Origin of the sequence: Lysinibacillus telephonicus (genome assembly GCF_039654155.1) — a bacterium.
Taxonomy (GTDB): domain Bacteria; phylum Bacillota; class Bacilli; order Bacillales_A; family Planococcaceae; genus Ureibacillus; species Ureibacillus telephonicus.
The window spans coordinates 4,396,025-4,417,894 of sequence record NZ_CP155468.1; the positions used below are offsets into that span (position 1 = coordinate 4,396,025).

General features: G+C 38.2%; 32 protein-coding genes. All 32 read right to left on the reverse strand.

The genetic code is table 11. The features are described from left to right. Nucleotides 1-8: 8 nt before the first annotated feature. Nucleotides 9-1,304, reverse strand: coding sequence for a preprotein translocase subunit SecY (gene secY, locus MKY04_RS21245; RefSeq protein WP_346235097.1), 1,296 nt, complete (start codon nucleotides 1,302-1,304; stop codon nucleotides 9-11). Then, the gene (gene rplO, locus MKY04_RS21250) at nucleotides 1,304-1,744 is read right to left on the reverse strand and encodes a 50S ribosomal protein L15 (protein WP_126292308.1); all 441 of its coding nucleotides are present in this window, start codon (nucleotides 1,742-1,744) and stop codon (nucleotides 1,304-1,306) included. Before rplO ends, secY begins: the two co-directional genes overlap by 1 nt. Nucleotides 1,745-1,777: 33 nt before the next feature. Further along, nucleotides 1,778-1,960 carry a 50S ribosomal protein L30 gene (rpmD, locus tag MKY04_RS21255; protein ID WP_126292309.1) on the reverse strand — a complete coding sequence of 61 codons (183 nt, stop codon included), beginning with the start codon at nucleotides 1,958-1,960 and terminating at the stop codon, nucleotides 1,778-1,780. A 13-nt stretch (nucleotides 1,961-1,973) separates the two neighbouring features. Continuing rightward, complete coding sequence (gene rpsE, locus MKY04_RS21260; protein ID WP_122971286.1) at nucleotides 1,974-2,474, reverse strand: 30S ribosomal protein S5; 501 nt, start codon at nucleotides 2,472-2,474, stop codon at nucleotides 1,974-1,976. A 21-nt stretch (nucleotides 2,475-2,495) separates the two neighbouring features. Beyond that, nucleotides 2,496-2,855 (reverse strand): 50S ribosomal protein L18, encoded by a 360-nt coding sequence (gene rplR / locus MKY04_RS21265; RefSeq protein ID WP_126292310.1) that lies wholly within the window; start codon nucleotides 2,853-2,855, stop codon nucleotides 2,496-2,498. 33 nt (nucleotides 2,856-2,888) lie between these two features. Further along, complete coding sequence (rplF, locus tag MKY04_RS21270) at nucleotides 2,889-3,428, reverse strand: 50S ribosomal protein L6 (protein ID WP_126292311.1); 540 nt, start codon at nucleotides 3,426-3,428, stop codon at nucleotides 2,889-2,891. Between the two features lie 30 nt (nucleotides 3,429-3,458). Then, nucleotides 3,459-3,857: a 30S ribosomal protein S8 gene (rpsH, locus tag MKY04_RS21275; protein WP_122971283.1), complete on the reverse strand. Its 399-nt coding sequence runs from the start codon at nucleotides 3,855-3,857 to the stop codon at nucleotides 3,459-3,461. Nucleotides 3,858-3,886: 29 nt separating this feature from the next. After that, complete coding sequence (locus MKY04_RS21280; RefSeq protein ID WP_097073484.1) at nucleotides 3,887-4,072, reverse strand: type Z 30S ribosomal protein S14; 186 nt, start codon at nucleotides 4,070-4,072, stop codon at nucleotides 3,887-3,889. A gap of 21 nt (nucleotides 4,073-4,093) precedes the next feature. Further along, nucleotides 4,094-4,633: a 50S ribosomal protein L5 gene (gene rplE / locus MKY04_RS21285; protein ID WP_126292312.1), complete on the reverse strand. Its 540-nt coding sequence runs from the start codon at nucleotides 4,631-4,633 to the stop codon at nucleotides 4,094-4,096. A gap of 28 nt (nucleotides 4,634-4,661) precedes the next feature. Beyond that, entirely contained in the window at nucleotides 4,662-4,970 is a 309-nt protein-coding gene (gene rplX, locus MKY04_RS21290) for a 50S ribosomal protein L24 (protein WP_126292313.1), read from the reverse strand. A gap of 37 nt (nucleotides 4,971-5,007) precedes the next feature. Beyond that, entirely contained in the window at nucleotides 5,008-5,376 is a 369-nt protein-coding gene (gene rplN, locus MKY04_RS21295; protein ID WP_126292314.1) for a 50S ribosomal protein L14, read from the reverse strand. A 42-nt stretch (nucleotides 5,377-5,418) separates the two neighbouring features. After that, nucleotides 5,419-5,682: a 30S ribosomal protein S17 gene (gene rpsQ / locus MKY04_RS21300; RefSeq protein ID WP_036172453.1), complete on the reverse strand. Its 264-nt coding sequence runs from the start codon at nucleotides 5,680-5,682 to the stop codon at nucleotides 5,419-5,421. Nucleotides 5,683-5,699: 17 nt separating this feature from the next. Next, a complete protein-coding gene (gene rpmC, locus MKY04_RS21305; RefSeq protein WP_004233646.1) occupies nucleotides 5,700-5,900 on the reverse strand; it encodes a 50S ribosomal protein L29 in 201 nt (66 codons plus the stop codon). Then, nucleotides 5,890-6,324, reverse strand: a complete 435-nt coding sequence (rplP, locus tag MKY04_RS21310) for a 50S ribosomal protein L16 (RefSeq protein ID WP_126292315.1) — start codon at nucleotides 6,322-6,324, stop codon at nucleotides 5,890-5,892. Before rplP ends, rpmC begins: the two co-directional genes overlap by 11 nt. 2 nt (nucleotides 6,325-6,326) lie before the next feature. After that, nucleotides 6,327-6,983 (reverse strand): 30S ribosomal protein S3, encoded by a 657-nt coding sequence (gene rpsC, locus MKY04_RS21315; protein WP_126292316.1) that lies wholly within the window; start codon nucleotides 6,981-6,983, stop codon nucleotides 6,327-6,329. A 3-nt stretch (nucleotides 6,984-6,986) separates the two neighbouring features. Further along, nucleotides 6,987-7,331, reverse strand: coding sequence for a 50S ribosomal protein L22 (rplV, locus tag MKY04_RS21320; RefSeq protein WP_036183146.1), 345 nt, complete (start codon nucleotides 7,329-7,331; stop codon nucleotides 6,987-6,989). A 22-nt stretch (nucleotides 7,332-7,353) separates the two neighbouring features. Continuing rightward, nucleotides 7,354-7,632 carry a 30S ribosomal protein S19 gene (gene rpsS / locus MKY04_RS21325; RefSeq protein WP_126292317.1) on the reverse strand — a complete coding sequence of 93 codons (279 nt, stop codon included), beginning with the start codon at nucleotides 7,630-7,632 and terminating at the stop codon, nucleotides 7,354-7,356. Nucleotides 7,633-7,692: 60 nt separating this feature from the next. Next, nucleotides 7,693-8,523, reverse strand: coding sequence for a 50S ribosomal protein L2 (gene rplB / locus MKY04_RS21330; protein ID WP_126292318.1), 831 nt, complete (start codon nucleotides 8,521-8,523; stop codon nucleotides 7,693-7,695). Nucleotides 8,524-8,569: 46 nt separating this feature from the next. Next, nucleotides 8,570-8,854, reverse strand: a complete 285-nt coding sequence (gene rplW, locus MKY04_RS21335) for a 50S ribosomal protein L23 (RefSeq protein ID WP_126292319.1) — start codon at nucleotides 8,852-8,854, stop codon at nucleotides 8,570-8,572. Next, complete coding sequence (rplD, locus tag MKY04_RS21340) at nucleotides 8,854-9,477, reverse strand: 50S ribosomal protein L4 (RefSeq protein ID WP_126292320.1); 624 nt, start codon at nucleotides 9,475-9,477, stop codon at nucleotides 8,854-8,856. The genes rplW and rplD overlap by 1 nt, the downstream gene beginning before the upstream one ends. 26 nt (nucleotides 9,478-9,503) lie before the next feature. After that, nucleotides 9,504-10,133 carry a 50S ribosomal protein L3 gene (gene rplC / locus MKY04_RS21345; protein ID WP_126292321.1) on the reverse strand — a complete coding sequence of 210 codons (630 nt, stop codon included), beginning with the start codon at nucleotides 10,131-10,133 and terminating at the stop codon, nucleotides 9,504-9,506. 47 nt (nucleotides 10,134-10,180) lie between these two features. Further along, a complete protein-coding gene (rpsJ, locus tag MKY04_RS21350) occupies nucleotides 10,181-10,489 on the reverse strand; it encodes a 30S ribosomal protein S10 (protein WP_036172433.1) in 309 nt (102 codons plus the stop codon). Nucleotides 10,490-10,839: 350 nt separating this feature from the next. Beyond that, nucleotides 10,840-12,156, reverse strand: coding sequence for a Na+/H+ antiporter family protein (locus MKY04_RS21355; protein ID WP_126292322.1), 1,317 nt, complete (start codon nucleotides 12,154-12,156; stop codon nucleotides 10,840-10,842). 133 nt (nucleotides 12,157-12,289) lie between these two features. Then, nucleotides 12,290-14,260, reverse strand: a complete 1,971-nt coding sequence (locus MKY04_RS21360; RefSeq protein ID WP_346235098.1) for an ABC transporter permease — start codon at nucleotides 14,258-14,260, stop codon at nucleotides 12,290-12,292. Continuing rightward, nucleotides 14,250-15,011 (reverse strand): ABC transporter ATP-binding protein, encoded by a 762-nt coding sequence (locus MKY04_RS21365; RefSeq protein ID WP_126292381.1) that lies wholly within the window; start codon nucleotides 15,009-15,011, stop codon nucleotides 14,250-14,252. The genes MKY04_RS21360 and MKY04_RS21365 overlap by 11 nt, the downstream gene beginning before the upstream one ends. Nucleotides 15,012-15,108: 97 nt before the next feature. Then, the gene (locus MKY04_RS21370) at nucleotides 15,109-15,837 is read right to left on the reverse strand and encodes a sensor histidine kinase (protein ID WP_346235099.1); all 729 of its coding nucleotides are present in this window, start codon (nucleotides 15,835-15,837) and stop codon (nucleotides 15,109-15,111) included. A gap of 294 nt (nucleotides 15,838-16,131) precedes the next feature. Next, the gene (locus MKY04_RS21375) at nucleotides 16,132-16,815 is read right to left on the reverse strand and encodes a response regulator transcription factor (RefSeq protein ID WP_126292325.1); all 684 of its coding nucleotides are present in this window, start codon (nucleotides 16,813-16,815) and stop codon (nucleotides 16,132-16,134) included. Nucleotides 16,816-16,947: 132 nt separating this feature from the next. After that, a complete protein-coding gene (tuf, locus tag MKY04_RS21380) occupies nucleotides 16,948-18,135 on the reverse strand; it encodes an elongation factor Tu (RefSeq protein WP_126292326.1) in 1,188 nt (395 codons plus the stop codon). Between the two features lie 129 nt (nucleotides 18,136-18,264). Beyond that, nucleotides 18,265-20,343: an elongation factor G gene (fusA, locus tag MKY04_RS21385; protein ID WP_126292327.1), complete on the reverse strand. Its 2,079-nt coding sequence runs from the start codon at nucleotides 20,341-20,343 to the stop codon at nucleotides 18,265-18,267. Between the two features lie 94 nt (nucleotides 20,344-20,437). Continuing rightward, nucleotides 20,438-20,908, reverse strand: coding sequence for a 30S ribosomal protein S7 (gene rpsG, locus MKY04_RS21390; RefSeq protein WP_126292328.1), 471 nt, complete (start codon nucleotides 20,906-20,908; stop codon nucleotides 20,438-20,440). 148 nt (nucleotides 20,909-21,056) lie between these two features. Further along, nucleotides 21,057-21,476 (reverse strand): 30S ribosomal protein S12, encoded by a 420-nt coding sequence (gene rpsL, locus MKY04_RS21395; RefSeq protein ID WP_121214180.1) that lies wholly within the window; start codon nucleotides 21,474-21,476, stop codon nucleotides 21,057-21,059. 97 nt (nucleotides 21,477-21,573) lie between these two features. Then, the gene (locus MKY04_RS21400; protein ID WP_126292382.1) at nucleotides 21,574-21,825 is read right to left on the reverse strand and encodes a 50S ribosomal protein L7ae-like protein; all 252 of its coding nucleotides are present in this window, start codon (nucleotides 21,823-21,825) and stop codon (nucleotides 21,574-21,576) included. Nucleotides 21,826-21,870 lie beyond the last annotated feature (45 nt).

Here is a 21,870-nt window from a genome sequence, read left to right on the forward strand (position 1 = left end):
ACCCGCAATTATTTCATAAAGCCTTTGTAATGACGTTTTACTAGTTGTGCTTCAAGCTGTTTCATCGTTTCTAAAGCAACACCAACTACGATAATTACACTAGTACCACCAATTTGAGCCGAAGCAGGTAGGTTCATGAAATTAATGAATAGAATTGGCAGCACAGAAATGACTACTAAGAATATAGCACCAACAAATGTTAAACGATACAATACTTTTGTTAAGTAACTTTGAGTGTCATTACCTGGACGAATACCAGGAATATAAGCACCTTGTTTTTTCAAGTTGTCAGCCAAGTTTTCAGGATTCACTTGAATAAATGCATAGAAATACGTAAATAGAATTATCAATGCAATATAAATTATCATTCCAACAGGTTTTGTATAATCAAACGTGCTTTGAATGAAGCTAGTGACACTGTTTTGGCCGAAGAACGTAGCTAAAGTTTGAGGTGTAACAATGAACGCAATTGCAAAGATTACTGGAATAACCCCAGCAGCATTTACTTTTAACGGTAAATGAGTTTGTTGTCCACCAACTTGTTGATTACGACCCGCAACTCGTTTTGCATATTGAATTGGAATTTTACGCAACGCTTGTTGAATGTAGATAACTCCAACTACAACAGCTAGCATAACTAAAGCAAGTAATACTAGGATAGCGATTCGAATGAAAAGTTGATCTCCAGCATCCTCGATTTGTTGTGCATAGATTTGGTTCACTGATGTTGGAATTGCAGCAACGATCCCTGCAAAAATGACTACTGATATACCATTTCCAACACCGTGAGCAGTAATTTGTTCACCTAACCATAAAAGGAAGGATGTACCTGCAGTTAAAACGATCGCAATTGTTACGTACGACATTATACTTGTATCAGTAATTAACGTACCACCGTACATTTGGTTAAAACCAAAAGACATAGCGAAAGCTTGAATGAAGGCTAAAACAACTGTTAAATAACGAGTGACTTGAGCCAATTTACGTCGACCTACGTCACCTTGTTTTGCCCATTCTGCAAACTTCGGAACAACATCCATTTGTAGTAACTGAACAATAATAGAGGCCGTGATGTAAGGCATAATACCCAATGCAAAGATTGAGAAGTTTGACAAAGCACCACCGCCAAATGTATTAAGGAAACCAATTAAATTGAATTGATCGGCAACCTTTAATACATCAGCGTCAACATTTGGTACTGGAATAAAAGTTCCAATACGAAAAACGATTAACATCAAAAGCGTGAAAATGATTTTATTTCTTATATCTCGAACGCGCATAAAGTTTGAGATTGTTTGAAACATTAAATCACCTCAGTAGTTCCGCCAGCGTTCTCAATTGCTTCTTTAGCCGAAGCAGAGAACTTTTGAGCTTTAACGTTAAGCTTTTTGTTAAGTGTTCCATTACCTAGAATCTTAACTCCTGCTTTTTCGTTGCTCACAATACCAGTTTCTAATAATAATGCAGGTGTTACTTCTGCACCATCTTCGAAACGATTTAATGCATCAAGGTTAACGATAGCGTATTCTTTACGGTTGATGTTCGTAAAGCCGCGTTTTGGTAAACGACGGAATAGTGGGTTTTGACCCCCCTCAAATCCAGGACGAACGCCGCCGCCAGAACGAGCGTTTTGACCTTTATGACCTTTACCTGCAGTTTTACCGTTACCAGAACCGATACCACGACCAACACGGTTACGCTCTTTACGAGATCCTTCTGCTGGTTTTAACTCATGAAGTTTCATATGGGTGGCACCTCCTTGTTCAATGTTTGAAAATTAATTTTCTTTTACAGTAACTAAGTGAGCTACTTTATCTAACATACCGCGGATAGCTGCGTTGTCAGCTTGTTCTACAGTATGATTAACTTTACGTAAACCTAAAGCTTCAACAATTTTACGTTGTTGTGGCTTTGTACCGATCAACGATTTAGTAAGGGTGATTTCTAATTTATTAGCCATTATAATTCCCCCCTTATCCTAATAGTTCTTCCACTGATTTACCGCGAAGTTTTGCAACGTCCTCTGCGCGTTTTAGTTCAGTTAAACCTGCAATAGTTGCACGCACCATGTTAATAGGTGTGTTTGAACCTAGAGATTTTGAAAGAATATCAGTAATACCAGCAAGTTCAAGTACGGCACGTACAGGACCACCAGCGATAACTCCAGTACCTGGAGCAGCAGGTTTTACTAAGATTTTACCTGCTCCAAAGTGACCAACTACATCATGTGGAGTTGTTCCACCAACACGTGGCACTTCGATTAAGTTTTTCTTCGCGTCTTCAACAGCTTTGCGGATAGCATCTGGAACCTCTTGAGCTTTACCAGTACCGAAACCTACATGACCGTTTTTATCACCTACAACAACTAGTGCTGTAAAGCGGAAGCGACGTCCACCTTTAACAACTTTAGCTACGCGGTTAATAGTAACTACGCGTTCTTCAAGTTCAAGTTTGTTTGCGTCAATGCGACTCATGAAGTATGTCCCTCCTTCTTATTAAAATTCTAAGCCGTTTTCACGTGCAGCTTCAGCTAAAGCTTTCACACGTCCATGATATAAGTAACCACCACGGTCAAATACAACAGCAGTAATATTTTTTTCCGCAGCGCGTTTAGCGATTGTTTCACCAATTTTTGCCGCAGCTTCTACATTGCTACCTGCACCCTCGAAATCTTTTTCTTGAGTTGATGCACTAACAAGTGTTACGCCTGCAACATCGTCAATAATTTGCGCATAGATGTTCTTGTTTGAACGGAATACGTTTAAACGTGGACGCTCAGCAGTACCCGAAATTTTAGAACGAACACGCGCATGACGTTTTTTACGAACTTGATTTTTATCTTGTTTCGTAATCACAGAGGTCACTCCTTTCTAACGCTTTATGCAGCATTATTTACCTGTTTTACCTTCTTTACGACGTACGAATTCGCCTTCATAGCGGATACCTTTACCTTTATATGGCTCTGGTGGACGAACGTCACGGATGTTAGATGCAAAAGCACCAACGCGTTCTTTACTAATGCCTTTAACGACTACTTTTGTGTTTGAAGGAACTTCGATTTCTAGACCTTCTTCTGGTGTGAACTCTACTGGGTGAGAGTAACCAACGTTAAGAACAAGTTTTTTACCTTGTAGTTGCGCACGGTAACCTACACCGATAAGTTCTAGAGAACGAGAGAATCCTTCAGAAACACCAGTTACCATGTTTGCTAGTAAGGCACGAGTTGTACCATGGATAGTACGGTGTTCTTTTGATTCAGAAGGACGAACAACTGTGATGATGTTGCCTTCTTGCTCAATTTTCATATCTTTGTTGAATTGACGAGTTAATTCGCCTTTTGGTCCTTTAACAGTAACTGTGTTGTCATCAGCAACAGTCACAGTAACGTTAGCTGGAACCTCAATTGGTTTTTTACCTACACGAGACATTTAGTTGCACCTCCATTCATTTATTACTTATTACCAAATGTAAGCTAAGATTTCTCCGCCAACTTTTTTAGCACGTGCTTCTTTGTCAGTTAATACACCTTGAGAAGTTGATACTAAAGCGATACCTAAACCATTTAGTACTTTTGGTACTTCGTTTGTTTTAGCATATACGCGTAAACCTGGTTTTGAAATACGTTTTAAACCAGTGATAACACGTTCGTTATCTTTTCCATATTTTAAGAAGATACGGATGATACCTTGCTTATTATCTTCAACATACTCAACATCACGAACGAAACCTTCACGCTTTAAAATTTCAGCGATTTCTTTCTTTAAGTTGGAAGCGGGTACTTCTAACTTTTCGTGACGAACCATGTTAGCATTACGAATGCGTGTAAGCATATCTGCAATTGGATCTGTCATTGTCATAAATTTTACCTCCTTCCCAATTTAGGGGATTACCAGCTAGCTTTTTTAACGCCAGGAATTTGTCCCTTATATGCAAGTTCACGGAAACAAATACGGCAAAGTTTAAATTTACGATATACAGAATGTGGACGACCACAGCGTTCACAACGTGTATATTCTTGAACTTTAAACTTTTGCTTACGTTGTTGTTTAATGACCATTGATTTTTTAGCCACGTTTTCGCCCTCCTTGTTTTATTACTTTTGGAACGGCATACCGAATTGTGTCAATAACTCGCGAGCTTCTTCATCAGAATTCGCAGTTGTTACGATCACGATGTCCATACCGCGTACTTTTGAAACTTTATCGTAATCGATCTCAGGGAAAATTAATTGTTCTTTAACACCTAATGTGTAGTTTCCGCGACCATCAAATGCGTTTTTAGAAACACCACGGAAGTCACGTACACGTGGAAGTGCGATAGCAATTAATTTATCCAAGAATTCATACATACGTTCACCACGTAGTGTAACTTTTGCACCGATAGGCATTCCTTCACGAAGACGGAAACCTGCAATCGATTTTTTCGCTCTTGTTACTACTGGTTTTTGACCAGTGATGATTGTTAATTCTTCTACAGCAGCATCTAATGCTTTAGAGTTTTGTACTGCATCACCAACACCCATGTTGATAACGATTTTTTCAACTTTAGGCACTTGCATTACTGATTTATAATTAAATTTGCTCATTAGAGCAGGAGAAACTTCTTTTAAATATTTTTCTTTTAGGCGGCTCATGTTCGTACCTCCCTTCTCAATTTACTTATTAGTCGATTACTGCACCTGATTTTTTTGCAACACGAACTTTTTTGCCATCTTCGATTTTGTAACCTACACGAGTCGGCTCGCCAGATTTAGGATCGATTAGCATTACGTTCGATACGTGGATTGCAGCTTCTTGGCTTACGATTCCACCTTGTGGGTTTAACTGGTTAGGTTTAACGTGCTTTTTCACGATGTTTACACCTTCAACAAGAACACGGTCTTGTTTTGGGTAAGCAGCTAGAACAACGCCAACTTTACCTTTATCTTTACCAGTAATAACTTTTACTTTGTCGCCCTTTTTAACATGCATTATGTGTCGCACCTCCTTGATTGGTACTATCATGAAATTAAAGAACTTCTGGAGCTAATGAAACGATTTTCATGAAGTTGCTATCACGTAATTCACGTGCAACAGGCCCGAAAATACGAGTTCCGCGTGGTGACTTATCGTCTTTGATGATTACGCAAGCATTTTCGTCAAATTTAATATAAGTACCATCTTTACGGCGAACGCCAGATTTTGTGCGAACGACAACAGCCTTAACAACGTCACCTTTCTTGACAACGCCTCCTGGTGTTGCTTTCTTAACTGTACAAACTACGATATCACCGATGTTAGCAGTTTTACGGCCAGAACCACCAAGCACTTTAATTGTTAAAACTTCACGTGCACCTGAGTTGTCAGCAACTTTCATACGAGTTTCTTGTTGGATCACTTAGGTTACCTCCCTTCGGAATATGAATGTTTCCGAAATGTATTAAATAATAACCGCTTTTTCTACGATTTCCACTAGGCGGAAACGCTTAGTAGCTGATAGCGGGCGAGTTTCCATGATACGTACGATATCACCGATTTTCGCTTCATTTAACTCATCATGAGCCTTGAATTTTTTAGAGTATTTTACACGTTTTCCGTATAATTTGTGTTTCTTATAAGTTTCAACAAGAACAGTAACTGTTTTGTCCATTTTATCTGAAACGACACGGCCTGTGTAAACTTTGCGTTGGTTACGCTCAGTCATTCTTTCAAACCTCCTTATCAGTTATTTGCGCTGATTTCTCTTTCACGAATCACAGTTTTCATGCGCGCAATCGCTTTACGAACTTCGCGAATGCGAGCTGTGTTTTCTAATTGACCAGTCGCCAATTGGAAGCGAAGGTTGAAAAGCTCTTCTTTCAGTGATTTCACTTTTAATTCAATTTCAGAAGTGGCAAGGTCACGGATTTCATTAGCTTTCATTAGATTCACCACCAGTTTCTTGACGTTTCACAATTTTACATTTAACAGGAAGTTTGTGTGATGCTAAACGAAGTGCTTCGCGTGCTATCTCTTCAGATACACCTGCAACTTCAAACATTACTTTTCCTGGTTTTACTACTGCTACCCAACCTTCTGGAGAACCTTTACCAGAACCCATACGTACCTCTAGAGGCTTTTTAGTGTAAGGTTTATGTGGGAAAATTTTAATCCAAACTTTACCGCCACGTTTCATGTAACGTGTCATTGCGATACGGGCAGCTTCGATTTGACGGTTAGTGATCCAGCTTGCAGTTGTTGCTTGTAAGCCCCATTCACCAAAAGCTACTTCTTTACCGCCTTTCGCTTCACCACGCATGTTACCACGGTGTTCACGACGATATTTAACGCGTTTTGGTAATAACATAATTATTTGCCTCCTTCCACAGAGTTCTTCTTCGTAGGAAGGACTTCACCACGGTAAATCCATACTTTAACACCTAATTTACCATAAGTAGTGTCAGCTTCTGCATGAGCATAGTCAATGTCAGCACGAAGAGTATGAAGTGGAACAGTTCCTTCGCTGTAATGTTCAGCACGCGCGATATCAGCGCCACCTAAACGACCAGATACTTGTGTTTTAATTCCTTTTGCACCAGCACGGATTGTGCGTTGGATTGCTTGTTTTTGAGCACGGCGGAATGATACGCGGTTCTCAAGTTGACGAGCGATGTTTTCAGCTACTAAACGAGCATCAAGATCAGCTTTTTTAATTTCTACGATGTTAATGTGTACACGTTTACCAGTTAAATCGTTAAGGTATTTACGTAAGTTTTCTACTTCTGTACCGCCTTTACCGATTACCATACCTGGTTTCGCAGTGTGAATTGTAATGTTTACGCGATTTGCAGCGCGCTCGATTTCTACTTTAGAAACTGATGCATCTTTTAAAGCAGATTCGATATATTTACGAATTTTAATATCTTCGTGAAGTAAAGTCGCATATTCTTTTTCAGCGTACCATTTTGACTCCCAGTCACGAATAATACCAACTCGCAGTCCTATTGGATGTACTTTTTGACCCACGGATTAACCCTCCTTCTTCTCAGATACCACTACAGTAATGTGGCTTGTGCGTTTATTAATTGCGCTTGCACGTCCTTGTGCACGTGGACGGAAACGTTTTAATGTTGGACCTTCATCTACAAAGATCTCAGAAACAACTAGGTTGTTTACATCTAATTCATAGTTGTGCTCAGCGTTAGCAACTGCAGATTTTAATACTTTCTCAACGACTGGAGACGCCGCTTTTGGAGTATGACGTAAAATTGCAACTGCTTCACCAACTTGCTTGCCTCGGATTAAGTCTACTACTAGGCGAACTTTACGAGGAGCGATGCGCACTGTGCGAGCGATAGCTTTAGCTTGTGTCATTAGGATTTACCTCCTCTCAAAATTAGCGTCTTGTTTTCTTGTCATCCGCACCGTGACCTTTGTAAGTACGTGTTGGTGCGAACTCGCCTAATTTATGACCTACCATATCTTCTGTCACGTATACAGGAACATGTTTGCGTCCATCATATACTGCGATCGTTAGTCCGATGAAATTCGGGAAGATAGTAGAACGGCGAGACCAAGTTTTAATAACTTGTTTTTTCTCAGAACCTTGTTGTGCTTCAACCTTTTTCATTAAGTGATCATCCACAAAAGGTCCTTTTTTCAAGCTGCGACCCATTTAGGAACCTCCCTCCGTGACTCCACCACGGCCGGAATACCGAACCGTAGTTTTATCACATTATTTTTTGCGACTACGAATGATTAACTTATTAGTTTTGTTTTTCTTCTTGCGAGTTTTATAACCAAGAGCTGGTTTACCCCAAGGTGTCATTGGAGATTTACGTCCGATTGGAGAACGTCCTTCACCACCACCGTGTGGGTGATCGTTAGGGTTCATTACAGAACCACGAACAGTTGGGCGTTTACCTAACCAACGAGAACGACCTGCTTTACCAATGTGGATAAGTTCGTGTTGTTCGTTACCAACTTGACCGATAGTAGCACGGCAAGTTGCTAATACTAAGCGAACTTCACCAGATTGTAGACGGATGATTACGTATTTGCCTTCACGACCAAGTACTTGTGCAGAAGTACCAGCAGAACGTACCAATTGTCCACCTTTACCAGGTTTTAACTCGATGTTATGGATTGTAGTACCCATTGGAATGTTTGCTAATGGTAATGCGTTACCTACTTTAATGTCTGCATCTGGACCAGATTCGATTGTTTGACCAACTTCTAATCCTTTTGGAGCTAAGATGTAACGTTTTTCACCGTCAGCGTAGTTAATTAATGCGATATTCGCAGAGCGGTTTGGATCATATTCAATAGTAGCAACGCGTCCTGGAATTCCATCTTTAAGACGTTTGAAGTCGATTACGCGATATTGCTTCTTATGACCGCCACCATGATGACGAACAGTAATTTTACCTTGGTTGTTGCGACCAGCTTTGCGTTTGATTGGTTCTAATAAAGACTTTTCAGGTTTATTAGTAGTAATTTCCGCAAAGTCAGATGACGTCATGTTACGACGACCATTTGAGGTTGGTTTATACTTTTTAATCGCCATTTGTTTTCCCTCCTTCTTAATTGTTCACTTTATATCTTCTAAGATATTAGATCTCAAAAATTTCGATTTCTTTACTATCAGCAGTTAATTTAACGATTGCTTTACGGCGTTTGTTTGTATAACCACCGAATTTACCAACGCGTTTAAATTTACCTTTGTAATTCATAATGTTCACTTTTTCAACTTTTACATCAAAGATAGCTTCTACAGCATCTTTAACTTGAGTTTTGTTTGCGCGAACATCAACTTCGAAAGTGTATTTTTTGTCAGCCAAAAGTTCTGAAGAACGCTCAGTAATGACCGGACGTTTAATGATATCACGTGCTTCCATTATCCAAGCACCTCCTCAACTTTTTCTACTGCAGCTTTTGTGAAAACAACTTTGTCGTGACCTAATAGATCAAGAACGTTGATTCCTGCAGCTGTTAAAACAGTTACACCAGGGATGTTACGAGCAGATAATGCTACGTTTTCATTTAGCTCAGCTGTTACGAATAAAGCTTTTGAATCAATGTTTAAGTTATTTAAGATCGCTACGAAATCTTTAGTTTTTGGTGCATCTAATTGTAATGCATCAAGAACTACGAAGTTTTGTTCTACAACTTTAGCTGATAAAGCTGATTTAAGAGCTAAGCGACGAACTTTCTTCGGTAATTTATAGCTGTAGCTGCGTGGAGTTGGTCCGAATACGACACCACCACCGCGCCATTGTGGAGAGCGGATAGAACCTTGACGTGCACGGCCAGTTCCTTTTTGACGCCATGGTTTACGTCCACCACCAGAAACTTCAGAGCGGTTTTTTACTTTATGATTACCTTGACGTAGAGAAGCGCGTTGAGCGATTACTGCGTCGAATAATACTGCTTCGTTTGGCTCAATTCCGAAAACTGCATCGTTTAATTCGATTTCGCCAACTGAAGCACCTGTTTGACTAAGTACAGATACCTTTGTCATTCCTGTTTCCTCCTTTCTTCGAGAAATTATTTAGATTTTACAGCAGACTTAACTGTAACTAATGCTTTTTTAGAACCAGGAACATTACCTTTAACTAGTAGTAAGTTACGTTCTGCATCAACTTTTACGATTTCTAAGTTTTGGATCGTAACTACATTGCCACCAGTTTGACCAGGTAAAGCTTTTTGTTTGAATACGCGGTTCGGAGCTACTGGACCCATTGAACCAGGACGACGGTGGTAACGAGAACCGTGAGCCATAGGACCACGAGATTGTCCGTGGCGTTTAATTACACCTTGGAAACCTTTACCTTTAGTAACACCTGTTACATCTACTACATCGCCTTCTGCGAAAATTTCTACTTTGACTTCTTGACCAACTTCGTATTCTTCAACGTTTACGTTGCGGAATTCACGAATGAAGCGCTTAGGAGCAGTATTCGCTTTTGCTACGTGACCTTGCTCTGGTTTGTTTGAAAGCTTAACGCGCTTATCTTCAAAACCAACTTGGATCGCTTCGTAGCCATCAGTTTCAACAGTTTTCTTTTGAAGCACTACGTTTGGAGCAGCTTCGATAACTGTTACTGGGATTAAATCGCCATTCTCAGCGAAAACTTGAGTCATACCGATTTTTCTACCTAAGATTCCTTTAGTCATTTGTCACACCTCCTGTGATTATTAAAAAGTTCTATTTGTTTTTACCATTAAAGTTTGATTTCGATATCAACGCCAGATGGTAAATCAAGTTTCATTAACGCATCAACAGTTTGTGGTGTTGGGTTAATGATGTCGATTAAACGTTTATGCGTACGCATTTCGAATTGTTCACGAGAATCTTTGTACTTGTGAACCGCACGAAGAATTGTGTACACAGACTTTTCAGTTGGTAACGGAATCGGACCTGATACACTTGCACCTGAACGTTTAGCAGTTTCCACAATTTTCTCAGCAGATTGATCTAAAACACGGTGATCATACGCTTTTAAACGGATACGAATCTTTTGTTTTGCCATTATTTTCCCTCCTTCTCGCCTATTTTCTAGACATTCTCCACGGAAATTTCCCACACGCTCGCCATGGCAAAGCGGCCGGGTGTGTCGGCAACCTCCCGCTTCATCGCAGTCAAAGACCAACATTCAACATTATATACAATAAAAAAAGAATTAGCAAGCGTTTTTGCTATATTCTTTTAAATTGTTGTCATTTTATAAGACATTTTTCTAGAATAAGTTTTGAACCGTTTATTAGTATAAAAGAAATTATTCATTCTTTCAAACTATTTCTCGAAAAAGTTCATGGTAATTTGAGTTTGGATTGCCTTTTAAATGTAAACAACGCTCCCTCATCCAAGGAAGCGTTCGTTTTATAAAACAAATACGATGGCAAGCCAGCCAAATATGATTAATGGAATATTATAAAATATGAATGTGGGTACACATGTATCCCAGATATGATTATGCTGACCATCTGAGTTTAAACCTGATGTTGGTCCTAAAGTAGAATCCGAAGCTGGGGAACCAGCATCTCCAAGTGCACCCGCTGTCCCTATCAACGCAATAATCGCTAACGGACTAAGACCTAGTTCAAGTGATAACGGCACAAATATAGCTGCGATAATTGGAATTGTTGCAAAGGAAGAACCGATACCCATTGTTACAATCAATCCGATAAGCAGCATAAGTAAAACTGCTAAACTTACATTTCCATCTAATATCTTCAATGTATTTTCAACTAAAGTCTCTACATCTCCAGTCGCATTGATAACAGATGAAAAGCCATTTGCTGCAATAATAACGAATCCAACAAACGCCATCATTCTCATCCCATCAGAAAGAATGACATCTGCATCCTTCCATTTCAAAGCACCTGTAATATACAGTACTCCTATACCAGCAAGGGCACCTACAATCATTGAATCTGTTGGAATTTGAACCAGCACTGCTGCAATTAGAGCAATAATAGTAAAAATAATATTTCGTTTTTTAATCGTTACTTCAATTGCATCTTTTTCAATGTTAACCATTTTATATGTTCTTGGCTTACGATAGAAGAAGAATGCACATACCAAACCAAACACCATACCTAGTGCCGGGATAGCCATCGCTTTTGGTATTTCAGACATGTCAATTTCTAAACCAAGAAGCCCCATCTGTGTAGCAACGATCTCTTGATAAATAAACCCAAACCCATATGGTAAAAAGATATATGGTGTAATTAAACCGAATGTAATTATACAAGCAACTAAGCGACGGTCCACTTCTAATAAATTTAAGATCTTTAAAATTGGTGGAACTAAAAGTGGAATAAATGCAATATGAATTGGAATTAGGTTTTGAGAGAAGATAGCCATTAATAATAGGAAGAAAAAGATAAGCCCTTTTGCCAATACCTTATTTTTTGAATCTCCTTCTTTACGAACAACCTTTAGAATGAGTGAAATAAGTAAATCAGGAATTCCCGTTTTTGAGATGGCTACAGCAAACCCACCTAGCAAACCATAACTAAGTGCTACTTTTGCACCTCCGCCTAACCCTTCATTAAATGCAGCAATTGTTTCTGTAATCGTCATCCCACCAGTTAAACCACCGACGATACCACCGATTATAAGTGATATTACTACATTAACTCTGAACAAGCTTAAAACCAACATGACGATTACCGCTATTAAAACCGCGTTCATTGTTTTACCTCACACTTTCATCTGCTAAATTAACAACGTGTTAAAGTGTAACTTCATTAAATTTAAAAGTCAATGCAAATAAAAATCGTTATAATTTTCCCTACATTCGAAAAATTATAACGATTTCCTTCTATTATAATGACTCTCTTATAACCCTTTTATAATAGCCGATTGAAAGAATCATAAATATAACATACATCATCACATATAAGCACATTGTAATAACGAGTGGGGCTACTAACTCTGTACCAAATAGCCACCAACCAGATTTTACTGCAAAATAACTGTGAAGTAGGCCGATTATTAAAGGCACACCAAAATTAAATGCTTGTTTAGCATATATCCCTTTCATAATCTGAGAAGATGAAAAACCGATTTTTCTTAGAATCATATATGAAGCTTTTTCTTCTTCAGCTTCTGCCATCTGTTTAAAGTAAAGAATGCTGCCTGTAGTTAGTAAAAAGGCTAATCCTAAAAATGCAGTTATAAAAATGGTTAAACCAAAAATAGCAATATTATTTTCCCTTAGTTGTTCATACGATGATTGGGTGTAATTTTTGTCATTTAAGACTACCTGTCTCTCTTCAGCAAGGCTGCTATAAATCTCTTCAGCTTTCGGCATATCCTCTTCATGTACGAGGTTTATTCCTATTTGTGAATAAATCTCATGCTGTTCATTAGCTGTATTAATTTCCTCAAATAACTTATCTGGTACAACTAATATTGGGCCACCATACATAGCACGGCTTGATAAAAGGTAATCTTCTCGAATATCCTTAATGAACAATGAAACATCTTTCCCGCCTAAACTTACTACTATGTTCTGTTCTTTTTTTAAAGGTAATATTTCAGAAAGTATATTTACATAGCTTGTGACAAAAGCTTCTCCCTCTTTCAATTGAATACTAGGCTCTACTTGTTGAAATTGACTTAAGGGAATAACAGGTGTTGTGGTCTCCTCACTAAATAAAGGACTATTCTTCAAATTATCATCGACCAAGTCTTTTATATCTAGCATAACACTTGCAATATCATACGTTTCTTTCTCATATTCAATGTTTTCTAGAGTTAATCGATCCAAAAATTCAATTCCTTGATTATTCAATAAAATATAATCATACGGTGAAGACTGCCTTGCATTTGTTTCTGATGAATAGTAGGAAATGTAGGATAAGCTTGTAATACCCACTGACAATCCAGTTAAAACAGTAATTAGTGTTAATGACTTCGAATTCCCCTTCATGCGATGCATAATAGGAGTTACAGCTAATACGTCTGTTATGTTTAAATGCCCTTTCTTGCTTCCACGCAGCATATTCATGATTAAAGCAACCGAATAACGGAAAACAAAATACGTCCCTAAAATAGTAGTCCCAAGAATAATTAGCATATGCAAAAATAGGTTATTAAATAAATCGCTTTTTCCTGCATCAAATAAAAGTGTAGATTGGTAGTAGCCATAAACAATTAGAAGCAACCCTAGTAACCCCATTACCATATGGAAAATACTAAAGCGTTTCACTCGTTCATCTGTTGTCTTAGCTGCAGTAAATAACGATAATAAAGAAACACTACGTATTAACCATGTCATTTGCAGCAATATGACGACAAGCAAAATTGAAAAGATGATTACAGATTGTTTAAATGCCTCCTGAGAAAACGATAAATGCACAATCATATCAACTTCCAACATTTTTATTAAAATCATCGCAAAAAGACGAGAGCTAAAAAATCCAATAATCATCCCAAGACTAATGGCCAAGACAAATAAAATAATATTTTCTAGTGCAATCAATCTAACAACTAACCCTTTTGTCATTCCAATCAATTGAAACAAACCAAATTCTTTGCTTCGCCGCTTCATAAACAAATGATTTGCATACAGAACAAAGAACGTAACAATAAAATATAAAATATAACCCCCTGCTCCAAAGCCTGCGGATGCTGTACCACTTTCTTTAAGTGCTTCCTGAACAGTCGGGTTGTACCTTAGCGTAGTAAATGAAAAGCATAATGTTACACTAAAAATTAAAGCAAAGAAGTATAAGTAGTAATGCTTTAAATTTTTACGCATGCTTCTTAAAACTAATTTACTAAGCGTCATAGCCATCACCGCCTAGTACACTTTGCGTATTTAAAATTTGCTGGAAAAATTGTTGGCGCGTTTTATCTCCTCTATATAATTCTGTGTAGATCACACCATCTTTCAAAAATAACACACGAGAACAAAAGCTTGCCGCAACAGAATCGTGCGTTACCATCATTATTGTCACAGATTTTTCCTTATTGATATTTTCTAAATTTGTTAATAATGCGGTAGCCGATTTTGAATCGAGTGCTCCAGTAGGCTCATCTGCAAATACTAGAGAAGGATTTGAGATTAGGGCTCTTGCTGCGGAAGTTCTTTGCTTCTGGCCTCCCGACACTTCATTTGGATATTTATTTAAAATATCTTTTATCCCAAGCAATTCAACAATTTCTTTCAAACGACTTTCAGCAACAGCTTTTGGCAGTTTACTAATCGAAAATGGCAATAGAATATTTTCCTTAACCGTTAAAGTATCTAACAAATTATAGTCCTGAAAAATAAATCCAAGCTGTTCTCGTCTAAAGTTTGCCAGCGCTTTTTCTTTCATTGAACGTAAATTTTGACCGTTAATTTCAATAATTCCTTCTGTTGGGTGGTCAATTGAGCATAGGACATTTAATAGAGTCGTCTTGCCAGAGCCAGAAGGACCCATAATGCCGACAAATTCCCCTTTATTTACTTCTATATCAATGCCTTTTAAAACTTCTTGCGAATTCGTTTTTTTACCATATGTTTTTCTTATTTTTCTTCCAACTAAAACAGCCATATTTTCCGCTCCTTTCATTACAATTACATTGTACAGTGGTAGTTCTGTAACTGCCTTCGATTTAGATGACAAAATAAAATGGTAGGTGACAATTTTGTCATCTACCTAATATATTTTGATATTCATTTCGATTGGGAAACTTTAATGTAAAACATGCCCCTTCATTGGGTGATGACCTTACTAAAATTTGAATTCCAAGTTTTTGAGCGGCATTTTTGGCTAAGTAAAGTCCCATCCCTGTAGACTGAACTGATTCTCTACCAATTGTACCCGTATAGGATTTATTAAAAATACGCGGCAAATCTTCCTGGGGAATTCCTACGCCATAATCCTGAAAGTGAAGTTGCGTTCCCTTTTCATTGGTTTCTGTATAGATTTTAATTTCGCTGTTATTATGACTATATTTAATTGCATTGGACAGTATCTGTCGAACGATAAATGCCAGCCACTTTTTATCCGATACTACAACTTCTTCAAGGTCGTCAATTTCAAAACCTATCCCCTTTTCTAAGCACCAAGATTGAAAATCCTTTATTTCTTTATAAACAATAGGACGTAATTCTACTTTTTCAAGTCGATTATCTTTCTCGATGGAAGCTAATCTTGTGCTATGGAGCTGCTGGTCCAATAATAAATGAATACGCATCCACTCATTTTCAAGCTTTTTGCGTACCTTTACATCCTCTACCTGTTCAATTACTAGTTTCATTGCAGTTAATGGTGTTTTCATTTCATGTACCCAAGCCAACAAGTCTTCTGTATCCTCCTGAAGTTGGACCTTTGATTGATTTAACATCAGTTCTTTTTTTTCGATTATTTCAAGCATTTCCTCAATGTATTTTCTTTGGAAGGGGGATAACGATATGTTTTCTGGAAATAACAAATCAGCCCGATTCGACAAATTTCCCAGGAAATTTTTAAGCAGCCATATTTCTTTTATACAACGCCATACTACGAATAAAGTGAATAAAGTAATAGTGACTATATTAAAATAGCTTACTGATATTCCCGAAAATCCCTCATCAAGATAAAAGAAAAGATTGATGCAAAGAAGAAATGAAATAATGAATATTATCCACGAGCTGCGTTCTTTTAGGAATAAAATAAGCATATTTCACCTCTATGAAGTAATGGCCATATATCCAAGACCTTTTTTAGTAATGATTACATTCTCCAATCCAATTTCTTCAAGCTTAATACGCAATCGATTTACATTGACCGATAGTGTATTATCATTGACGAATCGTTCATCATCCCATAATTTTCGCATGAGTTCATCTCTTGAAACGATATTATCAACTTGCTGCAACAATATACGTAAAATAAATAGTTCATTTTTTGTTAATTCACAGGTTTTGCTTCCGAGACTAATTATTCCTTTTCCGTAATCGATTGTAGCACCGTTCCAACGAATCAGCTCCTTGTGTTCTTCGATATAATCATATGTTCTACGCAAAATAGCCTGTACCTTTGCTAAAAGAACTTCCATATGAAATGGTTTTTGAACAAAATCATCAGCACCCATCTGCATTGCCATAACCATATCCAATGGATGATCACGTGAAGATAAAAATATAATAGGGACTTTGGAAACTGCACGTATCTCTCTGCACCAATGAAACCCATCAAAGGCAGGCAATTGTATATCAATTATGACTAAATGCGGCTCTTCTTCTATAAAATAATCCATCACTTTTTGAAAATCAGGTGGTCCAACTACATGCATGTCCCATCCTTCAAAACGTTCTTGAATCATTTCAAAAATTGATCGATCATCTTCTATTAAAAGAATTTTTGTATTCATCAAATCACCCCTCAAATCCAATTGTAACACCTGAATAGAAATAGATGGAAGAAATAAGGTGATCACTTTTATAAGAAAAAAAACCAATTCGTAGGCGTCCCCACGAATTGGTTTAGAAAGCTAAAAGCTAAATTATTTTTGGATAGAAGCTACTACTCCAGCTCCTACAGTACGGCCACCCTCACGGATAGAGAATTTTGTACCTTCTTCAAGAGCGATTGGAGAGATTAACTCAACGTTCATTTCGATGTTGTCACCAGGCATAACCATTTCTACGCCTTCTGGTAAGTTAATAACACCAGTTACGTCAGTTGTACGGAAGTAGAACTGAGGACGGTAGTTTGAGAAGAATGGAGTGTGACGTCCACCTTCTTCTTTTGATAATACGTAAACTTCAGCTTTGAAAGTAGTGTGTGGAGTGATTGAGCCTGGTTTAGCTAATACTTGTCCACGTTGTACTTCTTCACGAGCAACACCACGAAGTAAAGCACCGATGTTGTCACCAGCTTCAGCATAATCTAATAATTTACGGAACATTTCAACACCAGTTACAGTAGTTGATTTTGGTTCTTCTACTAAACCGATGATTTCGATAACGTCACCAACTTTAACTTGACCGCGTTCTACACGACCAGTTGCAACTGTACCACGACCAGTGATAGAGAATACGTCCTCTACTGGCATCATGAATGGTTTTTCAGTGTCACGTTCTGGAGTTGGGATGTAGTTATCTACAGCATCCATTAATTCAACGATTTTCTCTTCCCATTCTGGTTCACCTTCAAGAGCTTTAAGAGCAGAACCTTTGATTACAGGAACATCGTCACCTGGGAAATCGTATTCAGAAAGTAAGTCACGTACTTCCATTTCTACTAATTCTAATAACTCTTCGTCATCAACCATATCACATTTGTTTAAGAATACTACTAAGTAAGGTACACCTACTTGGCGTGATAAAAGGATGTGCTCACGAGTTTGTGGCATTGGGCCGTCAGCAGCAGATACTACTAAGATACCGCCGTCCATTTGAGCAGCACCAGTGATCATGTTTTTAACATAGTCAGCGTGTCCTGGGCAGTCAACGTGTGCATAGTGACGAGTTTCAGTTTCATACTCTACGTGAGAAGTATTGATTGTGATACCGCGTTCTTTTTCTTCTGGAGCGTTATCGATTTGGTCGTAAGATTTTGCTTCCCCACCAAGACGTTTTGAAAGAACTGTTGCGATTGCAGCAGTTAATGTAGTTTTACCATGGTCAACGTGTCCGATTGTACCAATGTTAGCATGCGTTTTCGAACGGTCAAATTTTTCTTTAGCCATTAGAGTTAGCCTCCTAATATGTGTTTTTATTATTTTTTTATGTTACAACTGCTGGCTGATAAGGGCCCTTCTCAGCCAGTCAATCATAGCTTACAAATTATTTATACTTGATACAAGATGAAATTTCAATTATTCACCTTTATTTTTTTTGATGATATCTTCTGCAATTGATTTAGGCACTTCTTCATAGTGATCGAATACCATTGAGAATACACCACGACCTTGAGTAGCAGAACGTAATGTAGTCGCATATCCGAACATTTCAGAAAGTGGAACCATTGCACGAACAACTTGTGCGTTACCACGAGCTTCCATACCTTCTACACGTCCACGACGAGAAGTAATGTTACCCATGATATCTCCAAGGTATTCTTCAGGAATTACTACTTCTACTTTCATCACAGGCTCTAAAAGAACAGGGTTACATTTAGAAACTGCGTTTTTAAGTGCCATAGAAGCAGCGATTTTGAATGCCATTTCGTTAGAGTCAACATCATGGTATGATCCATCGAATAATTTCGCTTTGATATCGATTACTGGGAAACCAGCAAGTACACCATTTTCAAGTGCATCTTTAAGACCAGCTTCAACTGCTGGGATATATTCACGAGGAACAACCCCACCAACGATTGCGTTTTCGAATTCGAATCCTTTACCTTCTTCGTTTGGAGAGAATTCAATCCAAACGTGACCGAATTGACCACGACCACCAGATTGGCGAACAAATTTACCTTCAACTTGAGCTGAACCGCGGAATGTTTCACGGTAAGAAACCTGTGGAGCACCTACGTTAGCTTCAACTTTGAATTCACGTTTCATACGGTCAACAATAATGTCAAGGTGAAGTTCACCCATACCAGAAATGATTGTTTGACCAGTTTCTTGGTTTGTATATGCACGGAATGTTGGATCTTCTTCTTGAAGCTTTTGTAAAGCTTGACTCATTTTATCTTGGTCTGCTTTTGATTTTGGTTCTAATGATAAATCAATAACTGGTTCTGGGAATTCCATAGACTCTAAGATAACAAGGTTTTTCTCGTCACAAAGAGTGTCACCAGTTGTAGTATCTTTAAGACCTACAGCAGCTGCGATATCTCCCGCGTAAACTTTTGTAATTTCTTCACGAGAGTTAGCGTGCATTTGAAGGATACGTCCAACACGTTCACGCTTACCTTTTGTAGAGTTTTGTACGTATGAACCTGATTCTAAAATACCAGAGTACACACGGAAGAAAGTTAGTTTACCAACATAAGGGTCAGTCATAACTTTAAATGCTAATGCAGAGAATGGTTCTTCATCGCTAGAATGACGAACAATTTCTTCACCTGTATCAGGATCTACACCTTTAATTGCTTCTACGTCAGTTGGAGCTGGTAGATAGTCAATTACAGCATCAAGCATTAATTGAACACCTTTGTTTTTAAATGCAGTACCACAAAGAACTGGGTAGAATTGTACTGATAATGTAGCTTTACGGATACCAGCTTTTAATTCTTCGTTCGTGATTTCTTCACCAGCGAAGTATTTTTCCATAAGCTCTTCATCTAATTCAGCAACCGCTTCAATTAATTTTTCACGGTATTCTTCAGCTTGTGCTTTGTGTTCTTCTGGAATTTCACGAACCTCGATATCAGTACCTAGGTCGTTTCCGTAGAATGTAGCCTTCATTTCAACTAAATCGATAATTGCTTCGAATGCATCTTCAGCACCGATTGGTAATTGAATTGGGTGAGCGTTTGCTTGTAAACGATCGTGAAGAGTTTTCACTGAGTACAAGAAGTCCGCACCAATTTTATCCATTTTGTTAACAAAAACGATACGTGGAACACCATAAGTTGTAGCTTGACGCCATACAGTTTCAGTTTGTGGCTCAACACCAGATTGAGCATCAAGTACTGTTACCGCTCCATCAAGTACACGTAATGAACGTTCAACCTCAACAGTGAAGTCTACGTGTCCTGGTGTGTCGATGATGTTTACTCGGTTGCCTTTCCATTGAGCTGTTGTCGCAGCAGAAGTGATAGTGATACCACGTTCTTGCTCTTGCTCCATCCAGTCCATTTGAGAGGCACCTTCATGAGTTTCACCGATTTTGTGAATCTTACCAGTGTAATAAAGGATACGCTCAGTTGTTGTTGTTTTACCAGCATCAATATGAGCCATGATCCCAATATTACGTGTATTCTCTAGTGAGAATTCGCGTTTCATAGGAAATTTTCTCCTTCCATATTGGGTATAGACTTTTTTTGTTGATTATATATTTAAATCTACGTACTAGCACGCAGCTAGCACGTAGTTTAAATTACCAACGATAGTGTGCAAATGCTTTGTTTGCTTCTGCCATTTTGTGCATATCTTCGCGTTTTTTAACTGATGCACCAGTGTTGTTAGATGCGTCTAAGATTTCGTTAGCTAAACGTTCTTCCATAGTTTTTTCACCACGAAGACGAGAATAGTTAACTAAATAACGAAGACCTAAAGTAATACGACGTTCTGGACGTACTTCAACTGGTACTTGGTAGTTAGAACCACCAACACGGCGAGCACGTACTTCAAGAACTGGCATTACGTTATTTAATGCAGCTTCAAATACTTCTAATGGATCTTGACCAGAACGTTCTTTAACTAATTCGAACGCACCGTATAAGATCTTTTGAGAAGTACCTCTTTTACCATCAATCATCATTTTATTGATTAAACGAGTTACTAGTTTTGAATTATAAATTGGATCTGGTAACACGTCACGTTTGGAAACAGGACCTTTACGAGGCATGTGTTTTCCTCCTTTCAAGTAATTATCTCTTTTATCTAATCAAGTTGCCATTTGCATTCTATATTCACTTTCGAATCGTGCGCACATTTCATATGAATTCAAAAACAAATATGAATTACAAAGGCATGTGTTATTTCAGGAAACTAGATTATTTTTTCTCTTTTGGACGTTTTGTACCGTATAGAGAACGTGATTGCATACGGCCGTTTACACCAGCAGTATCAAGAGCACCACGAACGATATGGTAACGTACCCCTGGTAAGTCTTTTACACGTCCACCGCGGATTAATACTACGCTGTGTTCTTGTAGGTTGTGACCTTCACCAGGAATGTAAGCTGTAACTTCGATTTGGTTAGTTAAGCGTACACGAGCATATTTACGTAACGCTGAGTTTGGTTTTTTAGGTGTCATAGTACCTACACGAGTACAAACACCACGTTTTTGAGGAGAATTAACATTTGTTAAAGATTTTTTAAAGCTGTTATATCCCTTGTTTAACGCTGGTGAATTTGATTTCGTTACTTTGGATTTACGAGGCTTACGTACCAATTGGTTAATTGTAGGCATCGGTTTTTCCTCCCTTCATTTATTCCTTGTAATACCACACATCCAGGTGGTTCATTTTTAGGGTAAAAACAAAGTCTTTGTGTTTCACACACAAAAACTAACTTACAGCGATTGCAACAACCGCAGCTCCAACATGAATACCACAAGCTTTGCCAAGTTCTTTTTTAGACTCAACGAGACTCACTGGTACGCCGACTTCTTTTGCAAGAATAATGACTGGATCGGTTACCCAACTGTCTGCATCAAGTGCTACAAAAAGCTCTGTCACTTGACCAGCACGGATTGCTTTCACTGCTTGCTTTGTACCTATGATTGTTTTACTGGCCTGTTTTACTTTTTCATAAGACATTTTCATATCCTCCGAAGCACAGACAGTTAACTATCAACCTTTAGT

Excerpts from the sequence above, each read along its gene's own strand:
- rpsE (WP_122971286.1), bottom strand. The coding sequence starts at position 2,474 with ATGAGTCGCATTGACGCAAACAAACTTGAACTTGAAGAACGCGTAGTT.
- rplC (WP_126292321.1), bottom strand. The coding sequence starts at position 10,133 with ATGACTAAAGGAATCTTAGGTAGAAAAATCGGTATGACTCAAGTTTTC.
- rpsH (WP_122971283.1), bottom strand. The coding sequence starts at position 3,857 with ATGACAATGACAGATCCAATTGCAGATATGCTTACACGCATTCGTAAT.
- rplW (WP_126292319.1), bottom strand. The coding sequence starts at position 8,854 with ATGGAAGCACGTGATATCATTAAACGTCCGGTCATTACTGAGCGTTCT.
- MKY04_RS21365 (WP_126292381.1), bottom strand. The coding sequence starts at position 15,011 with ATGGCTGTTTTAGTTGGAAGAAAAATAAGAAAAACATATGGTAAAAAA.
- rplB (WP_126292318.1), bottom strand. The coding sequence starts at position 8,523 with ATGGCGATTAAAAAGTATAAACCAACCTCAAATGGTCGTCGTAACATG.
- MKY04_RS21370 (WP_346235099.1), bottom strand. The coding sequence starts at position 15,837 with ATGCTTGAAATAATCGAAAAAAAAGAACTGATGTTAAATCAATCAAAG.
- rpmC (WP_004233646.1), bottom strand. The coding sequence starts at position 5,900 with ATGAAAGCTAATGAAATCCGTGACCTTGCCACTTCTGAAATTGAATTA.
- tuf (WP_126292326.1), bottom strand. The coding sequence starts at position 18,135 with ATGGCTAAAGAAAAATTTGACCGTTCGAAAACGCATGCTAACATTGGT.
- rpsS (WP_126292317.1), bottom strand. The coding sequence starts at position 7,632 with ATGGGTCGCAGCTTGAAAAAAGGACCTTTTGTGGATGATCACTTAATG.
- MKY04_RS21375 (WP_126292325.1), bottom strand. The coding sequence starts at position 16,815 with ATGAATACAAAAATTCTTTTAATAGAAGATGATCGATCAATTTTTGAA.
- rplE (WP_126292312.1), bottom strand. The coding sequence starts at position 4,633 with ATGAGCCGCCTAAAAGAAAAATATTTAAAAGAAGTTTCTCCTGCTCTA.
- rplV (WP_036183146.1), bottom strand. The coding sequence starts at position 7,331 with ATGACACAAGCTAAAGCTATCGCTCGCACAGTGCGCATCGCTCCTCGT.
- rplX (WP_126292313.1), bottom strand. The coding sequence starts at position 4,970 with ATGCATGTTAAAAAGGGCGACAAAGTAAAAGTTATTACTGGTAAAGAT.
- MKY04_RS21360 (WP_346235098.1), bottom strand. The coding sequence starts at position 14,260 with ATGACGCTTAGTAAATTAGTTTTAAGAAGCATGCGTAAAAATTTAAAG.
- rpsJ (WP_036172433.1), bottom strand. The coding sequence starts at position 10,489 with ATGGCAAAACAAAAGATTCGTATCCGTTTAAAAGCGTATGATCACCGT.
- MKY04_RS21355 (WP_126292322.1), bottom strand. The coding sequence starts at position 12,156 with ATGAACGCGGTTTTAATAGCGGTAATCGTCATGTTGGTTTTAAGCTTG.
- fusA (WP_126292327.1), bottom strand. The coding sequence starts at position 20,343 with ATGAAACGCGAATTCTCACTAGAGAATACACGTAATATTGGGATCATG.
- rpsL (WP_121214180.1), bottom strand. The coding sequence starts at position 21,476 with ATGCCTACAATTAACCAATTGGTACGTAAGCCTCGTAAATCCAAAGTA.
- rplP (WP_126292315.1), bottom strand. The coding sequence starts at position 6,324 with ATGTTATTACCAAAACGCGTTAAATATCGTCGTGAACACCGTGGTAAC.
- rplF (WP_126292311.1), bottom strand. The coding sequence starts at position 3,428 with ATGTCTCGTGTAGGTAAAAAACCAATTGAGGTTCCAGCTAACGTTACT.
- MKY04_RS21400 (WP_126292382.1), bottom strand. The coding sequence starts at position 21,825 with ATGTCTTATGAAAAAGTAAAACAGGCCAGTAAAACAATCATAGGTACA.
- rpmD (WP_126292309.1), bottom strand. The coding sequence starts at position 1,960 with ATGGCTAATAAATTAGAAATCACCCTTACTAAATCGTTGATCGGTACA.
- rplO (WP_126292308.1), bottom strand. The coding sequence starts at position 1,744 with ATGAAACTTCATGAGTTAAAACCAGCAGAAGGATCTCGTAAAGAGCGT.
- rpsG (WP_126292328.1), bottom strand. The coding sequence starts at position 20,908 with ATGCCTCGTAAAGGTCCTGTTTCCAAACGTGACGTGTTACCAGATCCA.
- rplD (WP_126292320.1), bottom strand. The coding sequence starts at position 9,477 with ATGACAAAGGTATCTGTACTTAGTCAAACAGGTGCTTCAGTTGGCGAA.
- rpsQ (WP_036172453.1), bottom strand. The coding sequence starts at position 5,682 with ATGACTGAGCGTAACCAACGCAAAGTTTACACAGGCCGTGTCGTTTCA.
- secY (WP_346235097.1), bottom strand. The coding sequence starts at position 1,304 with ATGTTTCAAACAATCTCAAACTTTATGCGCGTTCGAGATATAAGAAAT.